Annotated in this window: 13 protein-coding genes and 1 pseudogene; 7 read left to right on the top strand and 7 right to left on the bottom strand. The window is 64.2% G+C overall.

The window, feature by feature from the left end:
• Nucleotides 1-18 precede the first annotated feature (18 nt).
• Nucleotides 19-1,872: an acetyl-CoA hydrolase/transferase C-terminal domain-containing protein gene (locus ACVWVY_RS35390; protein ID WP_456630726.1), complete on the top strand. Its 1,854-nt coding sequence runs from the start codon at nucleotides 19-21 to the stop codon at nucleotides 1,870-1,872.
• Between the two features lie 143 nt (nucleotides 1,873-2,015).
• Here the strand turns inward: ACVWVY_RS35390 and ACVWVY_RS35385 are convergent, their stop codons facing one another.
• Together ACVWVY_RS35385 and ACVWVY_RS35380 are read right to left on the bottom strand one after the other, a co-directional pair.
• Complete coding sequence (locus tag ACVWVY_RS35385) at nucleotides 2,016-2,795, bottom strand: enoyl-CoA hydratase (protein WP_456630725.1); 780 nt, start codon at nucleotides 2,793-2,795, stop codon at nucleotides 2,016-2,018.
• 108 nt (nucleotides 2,796-2,903) lie between these two features.
• A complete protein-coding gene (locus tag ACVWVY_RS35380; protein ID WP_456630724.1) occupies nucleotides 2,904-3,575 on the bottom strand; it encodes a hypothetical protein in 672 nt (223 codons plus the stop codon).
• A gap of 378 nt (nucleotides 3,576-3,953) precedes the next feature.
• Here ACVWVY_RS35380 and ACVWVY_RS35375 point away from each other — a divergent pair, with 378 nt between their 5' ends.
• On the top strand, nucleotides 3,954-4,499 hold the full coding sequence (locus ACVWVY_RS35375) for a sigma-70 family RNA polymerase sigma factor (protein WP_456630723.1): 546 nt from the start codon (nucleotides 3,954-3,956) through the stop codon (nucleotides 4,497-4,499).
• Between the two features lies 1 nt (nucleotide 4,500).
• Complete coding sequence (locus ACVWVY_RS35370) at nucleotides 4,501-5,139, top strand: NrsF family protein (protein WP_456630722.1); 639 nt, start codon at nucleotides 4,501-4,503, stop codon at nucleotides 5,137-5,139.
• Here ACVWVY_RS35370 and ACVWVY_RS35365 read toward each other — a convergent pair.
• Nucleotides 5,136-6,255: pseudogene (locus tag ACVWVY_RS35365) on the bottom strand (DUF2336 domain-containing protein). The gene ACVWVY_RS35370 and the pseudogene ACVWVY_RS35365 sit on opposite strands and share 4 nt — an antisense overlap.
• A 63-nt stretch (nucleotides 6,256-6,318) precedes the next feature.
• Nucleotides 6,319-7,464: a GGDEF domain-containing protein gene (locus tag ACVWVY_RS35360; protein ID WP_456630721.1), complete on the bottom strand. Its 1,146-nt coding sequence runs from the start codon at nucleotides 7,462-7,464 to the stop codon at nucleotides 6,319-6,321.
• A 420-nt stretch (nucleotides 7,465-7,884) separates the two neighbouring features.
• Here ACVWVY_RS35360 and ACVWVY_RS35355 point away from each other — a divergent pair, with 420 nt between their 5' ends.
• The 4 genes from ACVWVY_RS35355 (at nucleotide 7,885) to ACVWVY_RS35340 (ending at nucleotide 12,003) form a co-directional block, all read left to right on the top strand.
• Nucleotides 7,885-8,454, top strand: a complete 570-nt coding sequence (locus tag ACVWVY_RS35355) for a sigma-70 family RNA polymerase sigma factor (protein WP_456630720.1) — start codon at nucleotides 7,885-7,887, stop codon at nucleotides 8,452-8,454.
• Nucleotides 8,451-9,164 (top strand): hypothetical protein, encoded by a 714-nt coding sequence (locus ACVWVY_RS35350; protein ID WP_456630719.1) that lies wholly within the window; start codon nucleotides 8,451-8,453, stop codon nucleotides 9,162-9,164. Before ACVWVY_RS35355 ends, ACVWVY_RS35350 begins: the two co-directional genes overlap by 4 nt.
• 36 nt (nucleotides 9,165-9,200) lie before the next feature.
• The gene (locus tag ACVWVY_RS35345) at nucleotides 9,201-10,928 is read left to right on the top strand and encodes a S8 family serine peptidase (RefSeq protein WP_456630718.1); all 1,728 of its coding nucleotides are present in this window, start codon (nucleotides 9,201-9,203) and stop codon (nucleotides 10,926-10,928) included.
• Between the two features lie 553 nt (nucleotides 10,929-11,481).
• Nucleotides 11,482-12,003, top strand: coding sequence for a TIGR03809 family protein (locus ACVWVY_RS35340; protein ID WP_456630717.1), 522 nt, complete (start codon nucleotides 11,482-11,484; stop codon nucleotides 12,001-12,003).
• 21 nt (nucleotides 12,004-12,024) lie between these two features.
• Here the strand turns inward: ACVWVY_RS35340 and ACVWVY_RS35335 are convergent, their stop codons facing one another.
• The 3 genes from ACVWVY_RS35335 to meaB all read right to left on the bottom strand — a co-directional run bounded on the left by ACVWVY_RS35335 (nucleotide 12,025) and on the right by meaB (nucleotide 15,252).
• Complete coding sequence (locus tag ACVWVY_RS35335; RefSeq protein ID WP_456630716.1) at nucleotides 12,025-13,395, bottom strand: TIGR03808 family TAT-translocated repetitive protein; 1,371 nt, start codon at nucleotides 13,393-13,395, stop codon at nucleotides 12,025-12,027.
• A 223-nt stretch (nucleotides 13,396-13,618) separates the two neighbouring features.
• A complete protein-coding gene (locus tag ACVWVY_RS35330; RefSeq protein ID WP_456630715.1) occupies nucleotides 13,619-14,263 on the bottom strand; it encodes a pyroglutamyl-peptidase I family protein in 645 nt (214 codons plus the stop codon).
• The gene (meaB, locus tag ACVWVY_RS35325) at nucleotides 14,260-15,252 is read right to left on the bottom strand and encodes a methylmalonyl Co-A mutase-associated GTPase MeaB (RefSeq protein ID WP_456630714.1); all 993 of its coding nucleotides are present in this window, start codon (nucleotides 15,250-15,252) and stop codon (nucleotides 14,260-14,262) included. Before meaB ends, ACVWVY_RS35330 begins: the two co-directional genes overlap by 4 nt.
• Between the last annotated feature and the right edge of the window lie 37 nt (nucleotides 15,253-15,289).

Genomic DNA, 15,289 nt, shown 5'->3' with positions numbered 1-15,289 from the left:
GCCCGGGTCCGCAACTTGATGCCAAAGCCGTTTTCCGATCCCGAAGCGCTCGCGGAGGATATCATCCGCGATGTCGGAACCAATCTCGTGGTCGGCTTGCCGCTTGGGCTCGGCAAGGCCAACCATGTCGTCAACGCGCTGTATGCACGTGCCGCCGCCGACCGTTCGATCAAGCTGACATTCTTTTCGGCGCTGACGCTGGAAAAGCCGCGGCCGTCGGGCCTGCTCGAACGGCGCTTCATCGGCCCGGTGATCGATCGCCTGTTTGGTGGCTATCCTGACCTGACGTATGCCGGCGCGCTGCATGCCGGCGAACTGCCGCCCAACGTCCAGGTGATCGAGTTCTTCTTCCTGGCCGGCAAATGGCTGCACGTGCCATTCGCGCAGCAGCATTACATTTCCGCGAACTATACCCATGCCGCGTCCTACCTGCTGTCGCGGGGGCTGAACGTCGTCGCCCAACTGGTCGCGAAACGTGTGGTCGATGGCGTGACGCGCTACAGCCTGAGCTGCAACACCGACACCACGCTCGACATCCTGCGCGCCCGCGGGCAAGGCCAGGCGTCGTTCAAGCTGATCGGCCAGGTCAATTCCGAGCTGCCGTTCATGCCAGGTCCCGGCGATCTGCCGGCGGATGAGTTTTCCGCCGTTCTCGACAGCCCTGCGACGGATTTTCCACTGTTTGCGCCACCGGCCGAGCCGGTCAGCGACACCAAATATGCGATCGGACTTCATGCCGCTGGCCTCGTGCCTGACGGTGGCACCTTGCAGATCGGCATCGGGCAGGTCGGCGATGCACTGGCGCGGGGGCTGATCGTTCGCCACCACGACAATGCGCAGTTCCACGCCATCATGAAGCGCCTTGTGCCGGGAGCGGCACCTGCGGAGAGCGCACCGTTCACCAAGGGGCTCTATGGGGTCAGCGAAATGCTGATCGAGGCGTTTCTCGGCCTGATAGACGCCGGTATTCTCAAGCGCGAGGTCGACGGCGTGACGCTGCACGGCGCGTTCTTCCTCGGGCCGAAATCGTTTTACCGCGCGCTCCGCGAAATGCCGGCCGAGCAACTCGCGCGCATCCAGATGATGCCGGTATCCTTCACCAACCAGCTCTATGGCGACGAGGATGCCAAGCGCTGCGCGCGCCTCGATGCGCGCTTTGTCAACACCGCGATGATGGCGACGCTGATGGGGGCGGCGATTTCGGACGGCCTTGAAGACGGCCAGGTCGTGAGCGGCGTCGGCGGCCAGTACAATTTCGTCGCGCAGGCATTCGCGCTTGCAGGCGCGCGGTCGGTCCTCGCGCTGGAATCGACCCGGCAGGCGGGCCGCAAAACGCTTTCCAACATGCGCTGGAATTACGGCCACCAGACCATCCCGCGGCATCTGCGCGACGTGTTCGTCACTGAATACGGCGTTGCCGACGTCAGGGGCAAATCGGACGCCGAGACCATCGCGGCGATGCTGGCGGTCACGGATTCCCGTTTCCAGGATGAACTGGCCGGGATCGCCAAGGATGCCGGCAAGCTGCCGAAGAGCTTTGAAATTCCGCGCAGCCACCGCGAGAATTTTCCGGAGCGGATCGCGCAAGCCTTAAAACCTGCGCGTGACGCGGGGCTGCTGCCGTCATTCCCGTTCGGCAGCGATTTTGACGGGGTCGAGCAACGGCTGATCCCGGCGCTGCAATTGCTGCGGGAAGCGCAGCGGACACCGCTGCTGTTGCCCGGGTTGCTGTGGCAGGGGATGAGGCAGCCGCCGGACGCCCGAGCCCGCGAATGTCTGGCGCGGTTGGGTCTCGATCGACCGACGACGTTTGCCGAGCGCGGCTACCGCGCGCTGGTCAATGCGGCGCTGGCTCGGAGCGGGGGAAAATAGTCGCTCGTCGTCCCTGCGAAAGCAGGGACCCATAACCACAGAACGTGCTTGTTCACGACAGATGTATCCACCTTCGTGCTTCAACACGACGGCTGCGGCGTATGGGTCCCTGCTTTCGCAGGGACGACAGCGGCGCTGCCGCCCTACCTGTTCTTGTTCACCGGCTTGCGCTTCTCGATGAACGCCGCCATGCCTTCGGAGCGGTCTTCCAGCGCAAAGGTCGAGTGAAACAGGTTGCGTTCGACATTCATGCCTTCCGACAACGGCGTCTCGAACGCGCGGTTGATGGCTTCCTTGGCCATGGCCGCCGCGGGACGCGACATCGAGGCGATCTTTTCGGCCGCCGACAGCGCCTCTTCCATCAATTTATCCACCGGCACGATGCGGCTGACGAGGCCGGCGCGCTCGGCTTCCGCGGCGTCCATCATGCGTCCGGTGAGGCACAGATCCATCGCCTTGGATTTGCCGATCGCGCGCGTCAGCCGCTGGGTGCCGCCGATGCCCGGGATGGTGCCGAGCGTGATTTCCGGCTGGCCGAATTTCGCGGTGTCGGATGCGATGATGATGTCGCACATCATGGCGAGCTCGCAGCCGCCGCCGAGCGCATAGCCGCTGACGGCCGCGATCGTCGGTTTCCGGCAGGTCGCGACCCGGTCGCCGCCGATCGCGGCGAAATCGCTGGAGAACATGTCGATGAAACTTTTCGGCTGCATCTCCTTGATATCGGCGCCGGCGGCGAATGCCTTTTCGCTGCCGGTCAGCAGGATGCAGCCGATCTTGTCGTCGGCCTCGAGATCATCGACAGCAGCGGCAATCTCGCGAAACACGCCGAACGACAGCGCGTTGAGCATTTTCGGCCGGTTCAGCGTGATGATGCCGACCGCGCCCTTGCTCTCGACAATGATGTGTTCGAACGTCGCCATGATCCACCCCGCGCTACCGATTTTGCAGGCAATGTGCCTGCTGCCGGGGTGGGCTTCAAGTGGGGCAAGCGGTTGAGGCGGCTTGCCGGCGCGCCTTGTCGCGTCCCGCTACGCCATGAACATGCGCGCGGCCGACGCCATCGTCAGCAGGGCGCCGAAGGCGATGAAGATCTTTCCGATCAGCGAGGTCTTGTCCAGGGTGGAACTGTCGTTGTTCGCGGCCTGAGCGAGGCCCTCCGCCGCCGGTCTGCTGGTCGAGGCCATCGCAACCGTCTGCGTGGAGGTGGCAGGGGCCTCCTGTGGATGTAGCGCCCGATCGGTCTCGTTGAGCTGGTCGGGCGCAACTACGGCGGTATCCGCCGGCGCCTCCGCGTCAGCCGGCTTGTCCACCGCCGCCTGCAGGACCGTGTTGGCTTTCTCCGACATTGCCGCCGACATCCCCTTGGCGCTATCGGGGGCCGCATCGTCTGCCGTCATTTGCGCGTTGGCGTTGGCGAGCCATCCCGGCAGCGCGGGTGTTGTGCCGCCGCTCGCATCGGCGACCTGCTTTTCGTCGGCTTTCTTGCTCTCGACGGATTTCGATGCCGTTCGGGTATATTTGCGATGGGCGTAGCGTTTCTTCAGGTAACGGGAACCGTGCTTGGCGGACGTCGCACTTTCAGATTTCGACACGGCGGCGCTATCGTCGCCGGCGGCCATCGTCGGCGACAGTCCCGCGATACCTATCAAAAGCCCTGCTGCTAAAATCAATGCCGATCCCGCGCTGGCTTTGATTGTCATGTGAAATCACTCCATTGGCCGCTGCCCTGCCGCGAAATGAGACCCCGCCGGTGTCCGTAGCGCGGCGGAAAGAGGGAATCTTCGGGCAACACCGGGCAAAAGCTGGGCAATGGTGTTGCAGCAGATGTGTGCTGGCGGCATTTTTGCCGGGCGGACTTCTTTAGCGGAACTGCGCCGGGTGCGAGCCTGAGCAAACGGTGTTATGAGCCTGCCGTCCGCGCAGCCGGCCGTCCCGATTCCCGGAGAGGGGCCCCGGGCGGTTGCGCTGGGGCTTCTGCGCCAGGACTTCTGATCAAGACTTTCGATCACGACTTCGTGATCGGATCGTCCCGATGTAACAAATTGAAAGATCGACCGAATTGCAGGGTAGGAGCGCTCTTGCGCGAACGGGATGACGAATGGACCGGCCTGATGCGGTCGGCCATTGCAGGCGACAGTGCGGCGTATCATCGCCTGCTCAAGGCCGTCTCGCCGGTGCTCCGGGCCGCGGCGCGCCGTGGTCTGGCGCGTGCGGGGCAACCGGTCGATCAAGCCGAGGACATCGTGCAGGACATTTTACTGGCGGTCCATCTGAAGCGGCACACCTGGGACGTCACCGCCCCGTTTGCCCCCTGGCTGTTTGCGATCGCCCGCAACAAGTTGATCGATGCGTTGCGCCGGCGCGGCCGGCGCATCTTCGTCGACATCGACGATTTCGCCGAGACGCTGCCGGGCGAAGCTCCGGCCGAGACCGCTCCAGCGAGCGAGGTTGCCGCCCAGCTTCAGACGCTGCCGGCGCGGCAGCGTGACGTGTTGCAGTCGATCGCGGTCGACAGCGCCTCGATCAAGGATACGGCCGCGAAATTTTCGATGAGCGAGGGCGCGGTGCGGGTGGCGCTGCACCGGGGGCTGGCCAGCCTGACGGCGAAGTTACGGGAGCAGTGAGATGGATACCGATCAGCTCATTCGAACGCTAGCGGCCGACAATACGCACCGGGCGCGGCCTGTCGGCTTTGCGCTGATGCTGGCGCTTTTGGCGGCGGCGCCGGTCTCGCTTCTGATGTTCTTTACCGAACTCGGCGTCAGGCCCGACGTGATGGTTGCGATGCGCAACCCGTTCTTCGACCTGAAATTCGCGGTGACGCTGGCGCTGGCGATTGCGGCGATTGCCGTCAGCCTGCATCTGTCGCGGCCCGAGGCCTCGCTGCGCGGATTTGGCTGGTTGCTGCTGGCGCCGGTGGGGATTTTGACCGCAGCGATCGGCGGCGAGATGATGATGCCGCAGCGGCTTCCGATGATGACGCGGCTGGTTGGCAAGAATTGGTGGACGTGCCTGATGGCGATCCCGCTGATGTCGCTGCCGCTTCTGGCCGGCGCGCTGATCGGCCTGCGCCACGGCGCGCCGGCGCGGCCAGGGATCGCCGGCGCGATCGCGGGACTGTTGTCGGCGGGATTGGCGGCGACGCTCTATGCCTCGCATTGCACGGACGATTCACCGCTGTTCGTGGCGGCCTGGTACACGATAGCGACCGCGCTGGTGACGGCGGTCGGCGCGCTCGCGGGCGCGAAGCTGCTCAGGTACTAGGCGAGCGTGGTGGGCGTATTCTGCTGCATGCGGTGGAAGCGCAGCACCTGCTGCGCCGTCGACGGCCGCAGCCGCTCATAGGTGTCCTGGCAGGCGGCAAGATCGGCCGGCTCCGCGCCGGACAATTCGTCGCGCATCCTGATGATGGTCCTGACCGTCGGCCACGACAACCCTGCGACCTTCGCCAAAATCATCACGCCTTCGGCCCGGGTTTCAATCATCATGTTCTCGGCGATCGCCACCGGCACGTTGGCCATCGCCGCGATCGCCGCATTGGCCTCGTCAAACTTGCCAGCCTTGGCAAACGACGCGACCTCGGATTCGTCGAGCCGGCCGTCCTCGTACAGCGATTTGACCAGAGCATGGGCAATCGCAGTGTCCTTGGTGATCGTCGAGGTCGCCGAGCGCGCGCGCCCGCGTTGCTTCCTTGACCACATTCGGCACCTGCGCCGCCTGCTGCGGGTTGGCGGCCTCCAGCCGCTGCCGCACCGTGTCGGAGGCCTTGGCGAGCAGTTTCAGATAGAGATGCCGCGGCACGGATGGACGCAGGCCGATGCGGGTCGTGAGATTGTCGTCGCCTTCGGCGCGGCTGACGAGGCGGGTAAAGCCGCGCTCGGTGAACTCCGCGCCCGGATTGTTCACGGTGGACTGGATCACCTCATCGTTGCCGCGCTGGACCAGCACGTCGGTAACCGCGCCGCTCAGAGTCCTGCGGGTCGAAATCGCCATCAAATGCGCCTGGCTCTTGCTGCGCGCATTCTCGATCAAGGTCTTGTCGTCGAGCCGCATCGACTGCGACAGCACCGGACCGGCCACCTCGATGACATCATCGAAAGCGAGCGCGCGGATGGTGAGCGGCGGGGCGGTGTCGATCGGGGCGAGACGGTTGGCCAGCAGCATCTTGGCCGAGGATTCGATGTGGTCGATCAGGCACTGGAAGACGTCATCGAACAGCCCTATCTGCTCGTCCGAATAGTCCACCGCGCCGTTGATGAAGAGATCGGTTACCCGGCGCAGGGTCTCTACCCGGCGAGCGACGGTGCCGTGCGCGAGCGTCGACTGCAACTCGTCGAGCAGATTTCCGGGAGAGGGAGAGGTGGCGGCTTTCGAAATCATGACTCTGTCCTGGAGCAAAAGCCGGTGGCGTATTCTTCGCCGCCGGAGCTGGAATATGTCGGATCAAGCGCGGGTAATGCGATTGCGTCCCTGTGCCTTGGCTGCATAAAGCGCGCTGTCGGCGCGCGCGAGGAATGTGTCTGACGTCTCGTTCGGATCAAGCGTCGCAACGCCTGCCGACATCGTCACCTTCATGCCCGGCGAGAACGCGCTCCAGTCGAGATCGGCAATAATGGCGCGCAGCCGGTCGAGCGCCCGCATCGCCTGGCCGGCGTCCATGTCGGGCAGCACCAGCAGGAATTCCTCGCCGCCATAGCGGCCGAACCGGTCGACGCTGCGGATGTTGGCGAACATGGTGATCGAGAAGGTCCGCAGCACCTCGTCGCCGGTCGGATGGCCGTAGGCGTCGTTGATGCGCTTGAACCAGTCGAGGTCGATCAGCGCGATGGAGCAGGGCGATCCGCTGCGGGGGGCGCGCACGATCTCCTCCTCCAGCATTCGCATGATGCTGCGCCGGTTGGACGCCCCCGTCAATTCGTCGAGTTCGGCAAGCTCCTCGATCCGCTTGTACGCCGCTTTCAGTTCGAAGCTGCGGTCGTAGAGCATCTTGCGCATGGTGCTGCCATACAGTCCCACGAAGGCGCACTGTCCGATCGTGAAGACAAAGGAAAGCATGGCTGCGACGCGTTCGGTCTGGGTGGCAATCGGCAGGCCGATCGGGGTGCTGCTAAAGAGGAAGATCGGCGCCAGGCCGATCATGGTGAGCGTCCAGGAGATGATTGCCTGCCGCGAGGTCATTCGCAGCGCGCCGAATCCGAAGATGAGGAATACGACGCTGAGGAAGGCAAATCCGATCTGCGGCGCCGCCAGCAGAAAGCAGAGCTGGAGTGCGACGTGGCCGGCGACCTGGAAGATCGTGAGATAGTGGTCTTCGAACCGGTCGTTGAAGTGGGCCTCCGACAACACGACAAAGACCGCGACCAGTCCGATGCCGGAAAGGAAATAGGCCGACGGAAAGATCACCGGGATGGTGCCGGCGTAGCAATAGACCAGCAGCACCGAGGTGATGAGCGCATAGCTGACGCCTTGCACGGCCAGCATCTGGCGGCGCTGGCTCGCCCGGCGCTTCAATACGTCCAGGGGCAGTCGGACCGGCGCGGTCGTCCTGTGGGAGCCTTGCCCCTGAAGCAATGAAGCCGCGCTGCTCATGTCCCGTCGCTATTGGAGTATGCCGGACGAAACTTTAGGGAATAAAGCCTTTAGGTTTGGTATCTTTTGAAGTCGAATCGAGTCCGTTAAAACCCTGCCATTGCACTGTTTCTCAACGGAAATTTGCCAGATTCCGATAGCGCAGAACGCGCTTGCGCGGGAAACCATGTGCGCACGCGGATGCTGCCCCGCCGGCGAAGCCTTGCTAAGGTTGTGGGGTGGCGCGTCTTTAAGAAAGTGTTTCCGTATTATGGTACCAATTCTGGGGTTCAGCTCGTCCTTGGCGGGAAAATGGCCTGGTGATGTCCGTCTGTGCGGTAGGTCACACATGCAGTCCGGGCATTGCCGTAATGTGAAGAATCTCACTCTTCACATCGAACCGCCGGCCTCTCCCGTCAGACACACTTTGCGAGACGGCCATTGAACGCGGCGCAGGCGGCTTCAGACGAAATTCTGATCGCTCGGATCGCTCAAGGCGACCGGCTCGCCATGCAGGTGCTTTACGGAAGGCACCATGTCAGGGTGTTCCGTTTCGGGCTTCGGCTCGTAAGGGATGAACAGATTGCGGAAGACCTCATCAGCGAGGTTTTCCTCGATGTGTGGCGGCAGGCTGGCAAGTTCGAAGGCCGATCCGCCGTTACCACCTGGATCCTGGCGATTACGCGGTTCAAGGCCCTGTCGGCACTTCGCCGCCGCAAGGACGTTGGACTGGACGATGAGACCGCGAACGCGATCGAGGATACGTCCGACGATCCGGAAGTGGTGGTGCAGAAGAAGGACACGGGTGAAGCGTTGCGCAAGTGCCTGACGGCGCTTTCGCCAGAGCATCGGGAGATCGTCGATCTCGTCTACTACCACGAGAAGTCCGTGGAAGAGGTGGCCGAAATCGTCGGTATTCCGGAGAACACCGTCAAGACGCGCCTGTTTTATGCGCGCAAGAAATTGGCCGAGTTGCTCAAAGCAGCAGGCATAGAGCGAGGTTGGCCATGATGGCAGCGAGCAGAAAAATGCTGGATCGAGAGCCCAGCGCTATCGAGATGCTGTTGCCGTTCCATGCGGCCGGTACCTTGAGCGCGCGCGATGCACGCCGTGTCGAGGAAGCGCTGGCCGGCGATCCCGAGCTTGCCCGGCAGTATGCCGTCATCCGCGAAGAATATGCCGAGACGATCAGCCTCAATGAGAGCCTGGGCGCGCCGTCCGCGCGCGCCATGGCGAAGCTGTTTGCCGCGATCGACGAAGAGCCCGTGCGCAAGCCATCGCTTTCGGTAAGTCTGTCCGCCCGGATATCGGAATTTTTCGCAAGGCTGTCGCCGCGTACGCTGGCCTGGTCGGCAAGCCTCGGCGCCGTGGCGCTGCTGTTGCAGGCCGGCGTGATCGGTGCGGTGCTGATGAAGAACCAGCCCGCTTCGTTCCAGACCGCCTCGCTCAGCCTGAACGAGCCGTCGGCAGCGCCGATCACGCGCGATCTCGCCAGCAGCGCCGCGCCGACCCGCGCGCTGGTGCGGTTTACGCCGGAAGCCCGTATCGCCGACATCACCGCGTTGCTCGACAATTACCAGGCTTCGATCGTCGACGGCGCCAAGGGCGGCATGTTCCGCCTGCAGTTCGGCAACAAGGCAATGAGCAAGGACGAAACCGCTGGCCTGCTCGCCAGGCTGCAGCGCGAGAAGATCGTCAGCCTCGCGGTCGCAACGCCTTAAGAGGCTGTCGCGCGCTCCGGGAGGGCCGAGGTTTCCATGGTTCACGATGGCCCGAATTGGCTGATGAAGACGCGCCGCGCGGCATTGATCTTGTCGGCGGCGCTTCTGCCATTGACGGCTTTCGCGGCCTCGGCGGTTCATGCGCAAAGCATCATGCGCACCCCTAATCTCAATGTCGGGGCGCGGACGCCGACCATCAATCCAACGGTGACGCCCCGGATCAACCCGACCATCGGGGCCCGGCCGGTCGTACGCACCGATACCGTCGCGCGGACGCCGCCGTCCCGGATCATGAGTTCGACTTTGCGAGTCCGCCCCGGGGCGGGCGTGCTGTCGACGCTGCCCCATGCGCGGTTTTCGCCCAACCTCTACCCGGCTTGCGAGTATGCGTTTCGCGGTCCCGACGGCGAATGCTTCGATCGTCCGGTGATGTCGGCCGGCGGCAGCAACGGCACCTCGACCAAGAAGGGCAATGGCGGATCGCGCAATAACAACGCGCAGGCCGCGGTCAATCTGCGCGCGGTCCAGAACGAACTCGTCGCCGAAATCGACGGCGCGTTATCCACCGCCGAGGCCGATGAACTGGCGCGGCGTCATGGCCTCGAGCGCATCGCCTCGCAGAGTTTCCCGCTGCTCGGCGGCACCATCGGCCTGTTCCGCATCGTCGATCGGCGTCCGGTGGACACGGTGCGCCGCGAATTCGCGGCCGACGGCAACGTGCGCTCGGTGCAGCTCAATCTACGTCATTTCCTGCAGGACCAGAAAAAGCCCGCGATCGAGGGCGACGTCGCGCAATACGCGGTCGCCCAGCTTCGGCTGCCGCAGGCACACGCGCTCGCCCGCGGTATGAACGTCACCATCGCGGTGATCGATTCAGGCGTCGACGTCAAACATCCCGAACTCGCCAATTCGGTCGCTGACAGTTTCGACGCGCTCGGCAGCAGGGAAGGTCCGCATGTCCACGGCACCGGCATTGCCGGCGCGATCGTCGCGCATGCCAAGCTGATGGGTAGCGCGCCGGAGGCGAGGTTGCTCGCCATCCGCGCATTCGGCGCGGGATCGAAAGGCGCGGAGAGCACGTCCTATGTGATCCTGAGGGGATTGGACTACGCGGCCGAGCATGGTGCGCAGATCATCAACATGAGCTTTGCCGGCCCGAAGGATCCGCTGATCGAACGGGGAATCGCCGCTACCGCAGCCCGTGGCATCCTGATGGTGGCTGCGGCCGGCAATGCCGGGGCGAAATCGGCGCCGCTCTATCCAGCCGCCAATCCGAACGTCATCGCGGTGAGCGGAACCGACGCGCAGGACAAGCTGTTTGCGGCGTCGAACCGGGGCAATCACATCGCGATATCAGCTCCGGGCGCGGATATCTTCCTGCCGGCGCCGGATGAAAAATATCAGATCACATCGGGCACGTCGTTCTCCGCGGCCTATGTCAGCGGCGTTGCGGCGCTGTTGCTGGAGCGCAATCCTGCACTGAAGCCAGGTGATGTTCGCGCCATCCTGACGAAGACCGCCCGCGATCTCGGCGCCCCCGGCCGCGACGATCAGTTTGGAGCCGGCGAGGCCGACGCCTTTGCCGCTGTCATCGCGGCGACCGCCGCGCCGGCGGTTCCGCTTGCCTCGGTTTCCGGCAAGCCGGCGGGCGAAAAAACGCCGGCGCTTGACCCGTCCGCCGATAACGCTTCCGTGAGCCGGGCACTGAACGACGCCCCGCCATCGATGGCGTCGGACAAATCGGCCGCAAACGGCGCGAAATAGCCTGCTGCGCAGTGATTTTCCGGCAATCATCCGCGAATACGAGGGTAAAAAAATCGTCCGGCGTTTTGAACGTCCCGCGAGGATGCTGCGACTTATTTATGTGGGAGCGGTAATCCCTCCCCATCGGCTGTATTCGGCGCGAGCGCCCATCCACCCCAAGCGCCCCATATGGCTTGACCCGTCCGGTTGTCCCCCCGGACGGGTCTTTCATTTTCGGCACAGGTTTTTTGGAAGAAGCCGCGTCGCGTGCGGCGCCGGATGGGCTTGCCGACCGCAGACTTTCGGTTCGTCCGCGTGACGCGCGATACCTTCCTCGGGTGTCTTCCCAAACGAAATTATCGGGAAGCGCTTCGCAACGCGGCCATGCTGCCGTGCAGCTTGACTGTGAATAGAGCTGACAACTCCGTATTTGTGCGGGTTTGTTCGATTGCTGGCCTGCTCCGTAGCGCCACGTACTGGACAATGAGAAAGTTTTCCACAGAATATACCTGTCACGTCCAATTGATTCGTTTCAGGTTGCGTCTGCGTCCGTCTCTCTCTTACGGGCTGATTTATGGCACATCCTGCAGACGTGGCGCGCGGCCGCAACATCGTTGCGCGCTGGTGCAACCTCGCCGAGCAACGGCTGGAACACCTCACCGAACTGTTCGAGAGCGGGCGCTGGCGCCGCTATCACACCGAACTCGATTTTCTCGAAAACATCCAGGAAGCCAAGGCCGCCGTCGAAACCTGGCGTGACCTGTTGAGCCGCGAGGCTTCGCTTGAAAACACAGCGATCGACATGTCGTGGGTTGGCCGCCGGCGCACGACGCCGCTGCCGCGCGATACGGGGTACCGTCAGCCGGTTGTGCACCTGAAGCCGCAACCGGCGCCGATTGCAGCAACGCCGTCGATTGCCACCGCGCCGTCACGCGAGGTTCCCGCTGACGTTCTGGTCGCGCTGGAAAGCCAGCTCGTCGATGCGAATGAGGCGCCGTCCGTACCCGACGTGCTGGCGCTCGACGAAATGCAGTTCCCGGCACTCGATCTCGATTCGATGAAGGAGCGTTATCCGCTGCTGCGCAACGCGCTGTAGGCGGGCGGAGAGGGACACGAGCTACCGCCGCACCGCGTTGCCTCCGACCACCACCTGCGCGTAACGCTGCGCGCCTTCGGCCGACAGGTCGGTCGTGATGGTACGGGCGTGATCGAGCCCGACCACGGCGCCGCGCGGGGTTTCCGAAATCATGTTGTTGTTGATCAGCGCCGTGCCGGCGCCGGGCAATACCGACACGCCGACACCGACGAAGGCGTTGCGGATAACGTTGCCCGTGATCGCGACGTCGCGGAGATATTTGCCCCAGCCGGCGATGATGCCGAAGGAGGGCGCGTTCTCGACCACGTTGCCGGTCACGGATGAATCCGCCTCGACATAGATGCCGATCCCGGCGTCGTCGTCGGGTGCGGTGCCGATCGGCCGCTTTGGCAGCAGGTTGCGGATGATGTTGCCCTGCACGACGGCGATGCGTCCGCCTTCGTTGAAATTGCAGACGGAGACGCCGACGGCGGCGCCATCCACCGTGTTGTTGGCGATCACGGCGCCCTCGAACGCGAATTCGGAATAGAGCGCGACCTCGCGGACATTGCTGACGCTGTTGTCCGTGATGTGGATGTTGGAGGCCGAATTGCCGCGCACCGCCGAGTAGTCGCAATTCCTGATGCGGTTGCCGCGCACGATCACGTTGCCGGCGCGGAAGGCGTTGATGGCGTTGCCATATTGTCCGGAGCCGCCGGGGCCGGCCTTGATGTCCTCGATGCGGTTGTCGAGAACGAGCGTGCCGTCATCGCCAATCGCCGTGCGCAGGATTTCGATGCCGTTATCATTGGTATCGGTAATGGTGTTGCGCGATACGATCAGGCCCTTCGCGTCGAAGGATACGACCGCGGTGGTCGCGATTTTCGTGAAGATGTTGTTGGAAATATCGCCCGAGACCTGTTCCAGCCAAATGCCGTTGCCGCCGCTGCCCGTGATTTCGCAGTCGGCGATGCGGACGTCGCGACCGCTGAGGCAATGCAGGAGACCGCGCCGCTCTGGCAGCGGAATATTGCCGCCGTCGAAGGTGATGCCGGTCAGGCCGACGCTGTTGGCGCGTTCACCTTGCAGCATCGAGGCGCCGCCGCTGAATATGAGTTTGGTCGCGCCGCGCACGCCGACCAGTTGCGTGCCGCTTTGCAGGCGAAGCATGCCGGTGCGATAGACGCCCGGCGGCAGCGCCAGCGGCACTTGCGCGCGCGCGGCTTCGTCGATCGCGCGCTGCAATTTCGCGGTTTGATCGTCTGGGCTGCCGGGGCGCACGCCATGCTGCGTGACGTCGCGCCCAAGCGTGGAGGTGGGTGGTGCCGCGCGGGCGGCCTCCGGCGACATCGCAAGCGCACCGGCGACGCCGGCGGCGGATCCTCCAATGAGATGGCGGCGGTTCATGTCCATGATGGCCCTCGCGCGATGCAAGTTCTGGCATTCGCGAATTCATAGGTATCGCGAAATTGCGACCCGGCATGGTGAAGACGAGGCAGGAACGCGATGATTGTTCGGGGTAGGGTTAATGTTGGGTAGGACCGCGGTCCGTAGGGTGGGCAAAGCGCAGCGTGCCCACCATTTCCATTTGCGAAGAGCAGTGGTGGGCACGCTTCGCTTTGCCCACCCTACGAAGTTATGGAGGCCTTCGCGCCAGCCTCGCCATTTCCAGCAGCATCGCTTCGCCGGCATCGACCAGATCTTCCAGCGTGATGCGCGGAAAGCCCTTGCGCCTGACGGCGCCGCCGCGCGCCAGCGGCGGGATATGGATGAAGGCGGCGAGGCGCGGGCCGCTGTCGGCATTGACGGCCTCGATCGCGCGCCAGCTCAAATAGTTGCAGAGATAGCTCCCGGCATTGCGCGAGGCGCGGGCATCGAGGCCGGTGGCCTTGGCGGCACGCAGCAATTTCGCGGTATGCGGGCCGAACCTCTGCGCGTCAGCGCCGTCGGCGATCGATCGTTTTCGCACGCGGGTTTGCGCGGCATCGGGCCACAGCATGGTGACGGCGTTGCGGGCGCGGGTTTCGACCCGGACGTATCCGGTGCGGCCGGCGAGGCCGAACATCAACAGCGCATGCGGCTTGTGCTTTTGCAGAGCCAGCGGCAATTCGCGGTCGACCGCCTTGTAGGTCACGGGAAAGATATGACTGGACAGTTCGACGTCGGTGAACGCAGGACGCCGCAGCCGCGTCAGACGCGCCACCAGCGGCTGGGTCGGATTGTAGGGCGCGCCGGGAAACGGGCCGAAGCCGGTGAGGAGAATGCGAAGTTTTTCGCTCACCGCAGCCACTCCGCGATCTGTTCGGCGGCGACCGCCGGCGTGACGCGGCCGTCGGCGACCTCGGCCTCGGTCTTCTTCACCTTGGCGCGGATCGCGGGATCGGCGCGCAGCCGTGCCATCATCCGCTGCTCCAGCATCGACCACATCCATTTCACCTGCTGCTCGCGCCGCCGGCCGGCGAATTCGCCGGAGGCATTCATGGCGGTGCGGTGATCGAGAATCTTCTGCCACAGCGTGTCCATGCCGGTGCCTGTCAGCGCGGAGTAAGTCAGGACCGGCGGATGCCAGTGCTCCGAGCGGGGCGTCAGGATATGCAGCGCGCCGCGGTATTCGGCCGCCGCCAGATTGGCACGCTTGATATTGTCGCCGTCGGCCTTGTTGATCGCGATCATGTCGGCGAGTTCGACCAGGCCTTTCTTGATGCCCTGCAATTCATCGCCGGCGCCGGGCAGCATCAAGGCCAGGAAGAAATCGGTCATGTCGCAGACGGCGGTCTCGGACTGGCCGATGCCGACGGTCTCCACCAGCACCACGTCGAAGCCGGCGGCTTCGCACAACAGCATCGCCTCGCGGGTTTTTGCAGCGACCCCACCCAGCGTGCCTGACGAGGGCGAGGGCCGGATGAAGGCGGCTTCGGAATTCGCCAGCCGCGCCATCCGCGTCTTGTCGCCGAGGATCGAGCCGCCGGTGCGGGCCGAGGAGGGGTCCACCGCCAGCACCGCGACCTTGTGGCCGCGCCCGATCAGGAACATGCCGAGCTCGTCGATAGTGGTGGATTTACCGACGCCGGGCGAGCCGGTAATGCCGACGCGAATCGCCCTGCCGGTGTCTGACAACAACGCCTGCACCAGATCGCGCGCGGCGGCCTGATGGTCACCGCGCCTGCTTTCGATCAGGGTGATTGCGCGCGCCAGCGCCGCGCGGTGGCCCGAGCGGAGCTCCTTGGCAAGCTTCTCGATATCGGGGGAAGCATTCTTCGGCAGGATCATGCCTTGGTTTACAACGGCCGAGCCGTGCAGGCGAGGG

Source organism: Bradyrhizobium sp. URHC0002, assembly GCF_054059515.1.
Note: the sequence above shows the minus strand (reverse complement) of the source record. Positions and strands in the feature narration are given on the sequence as shown.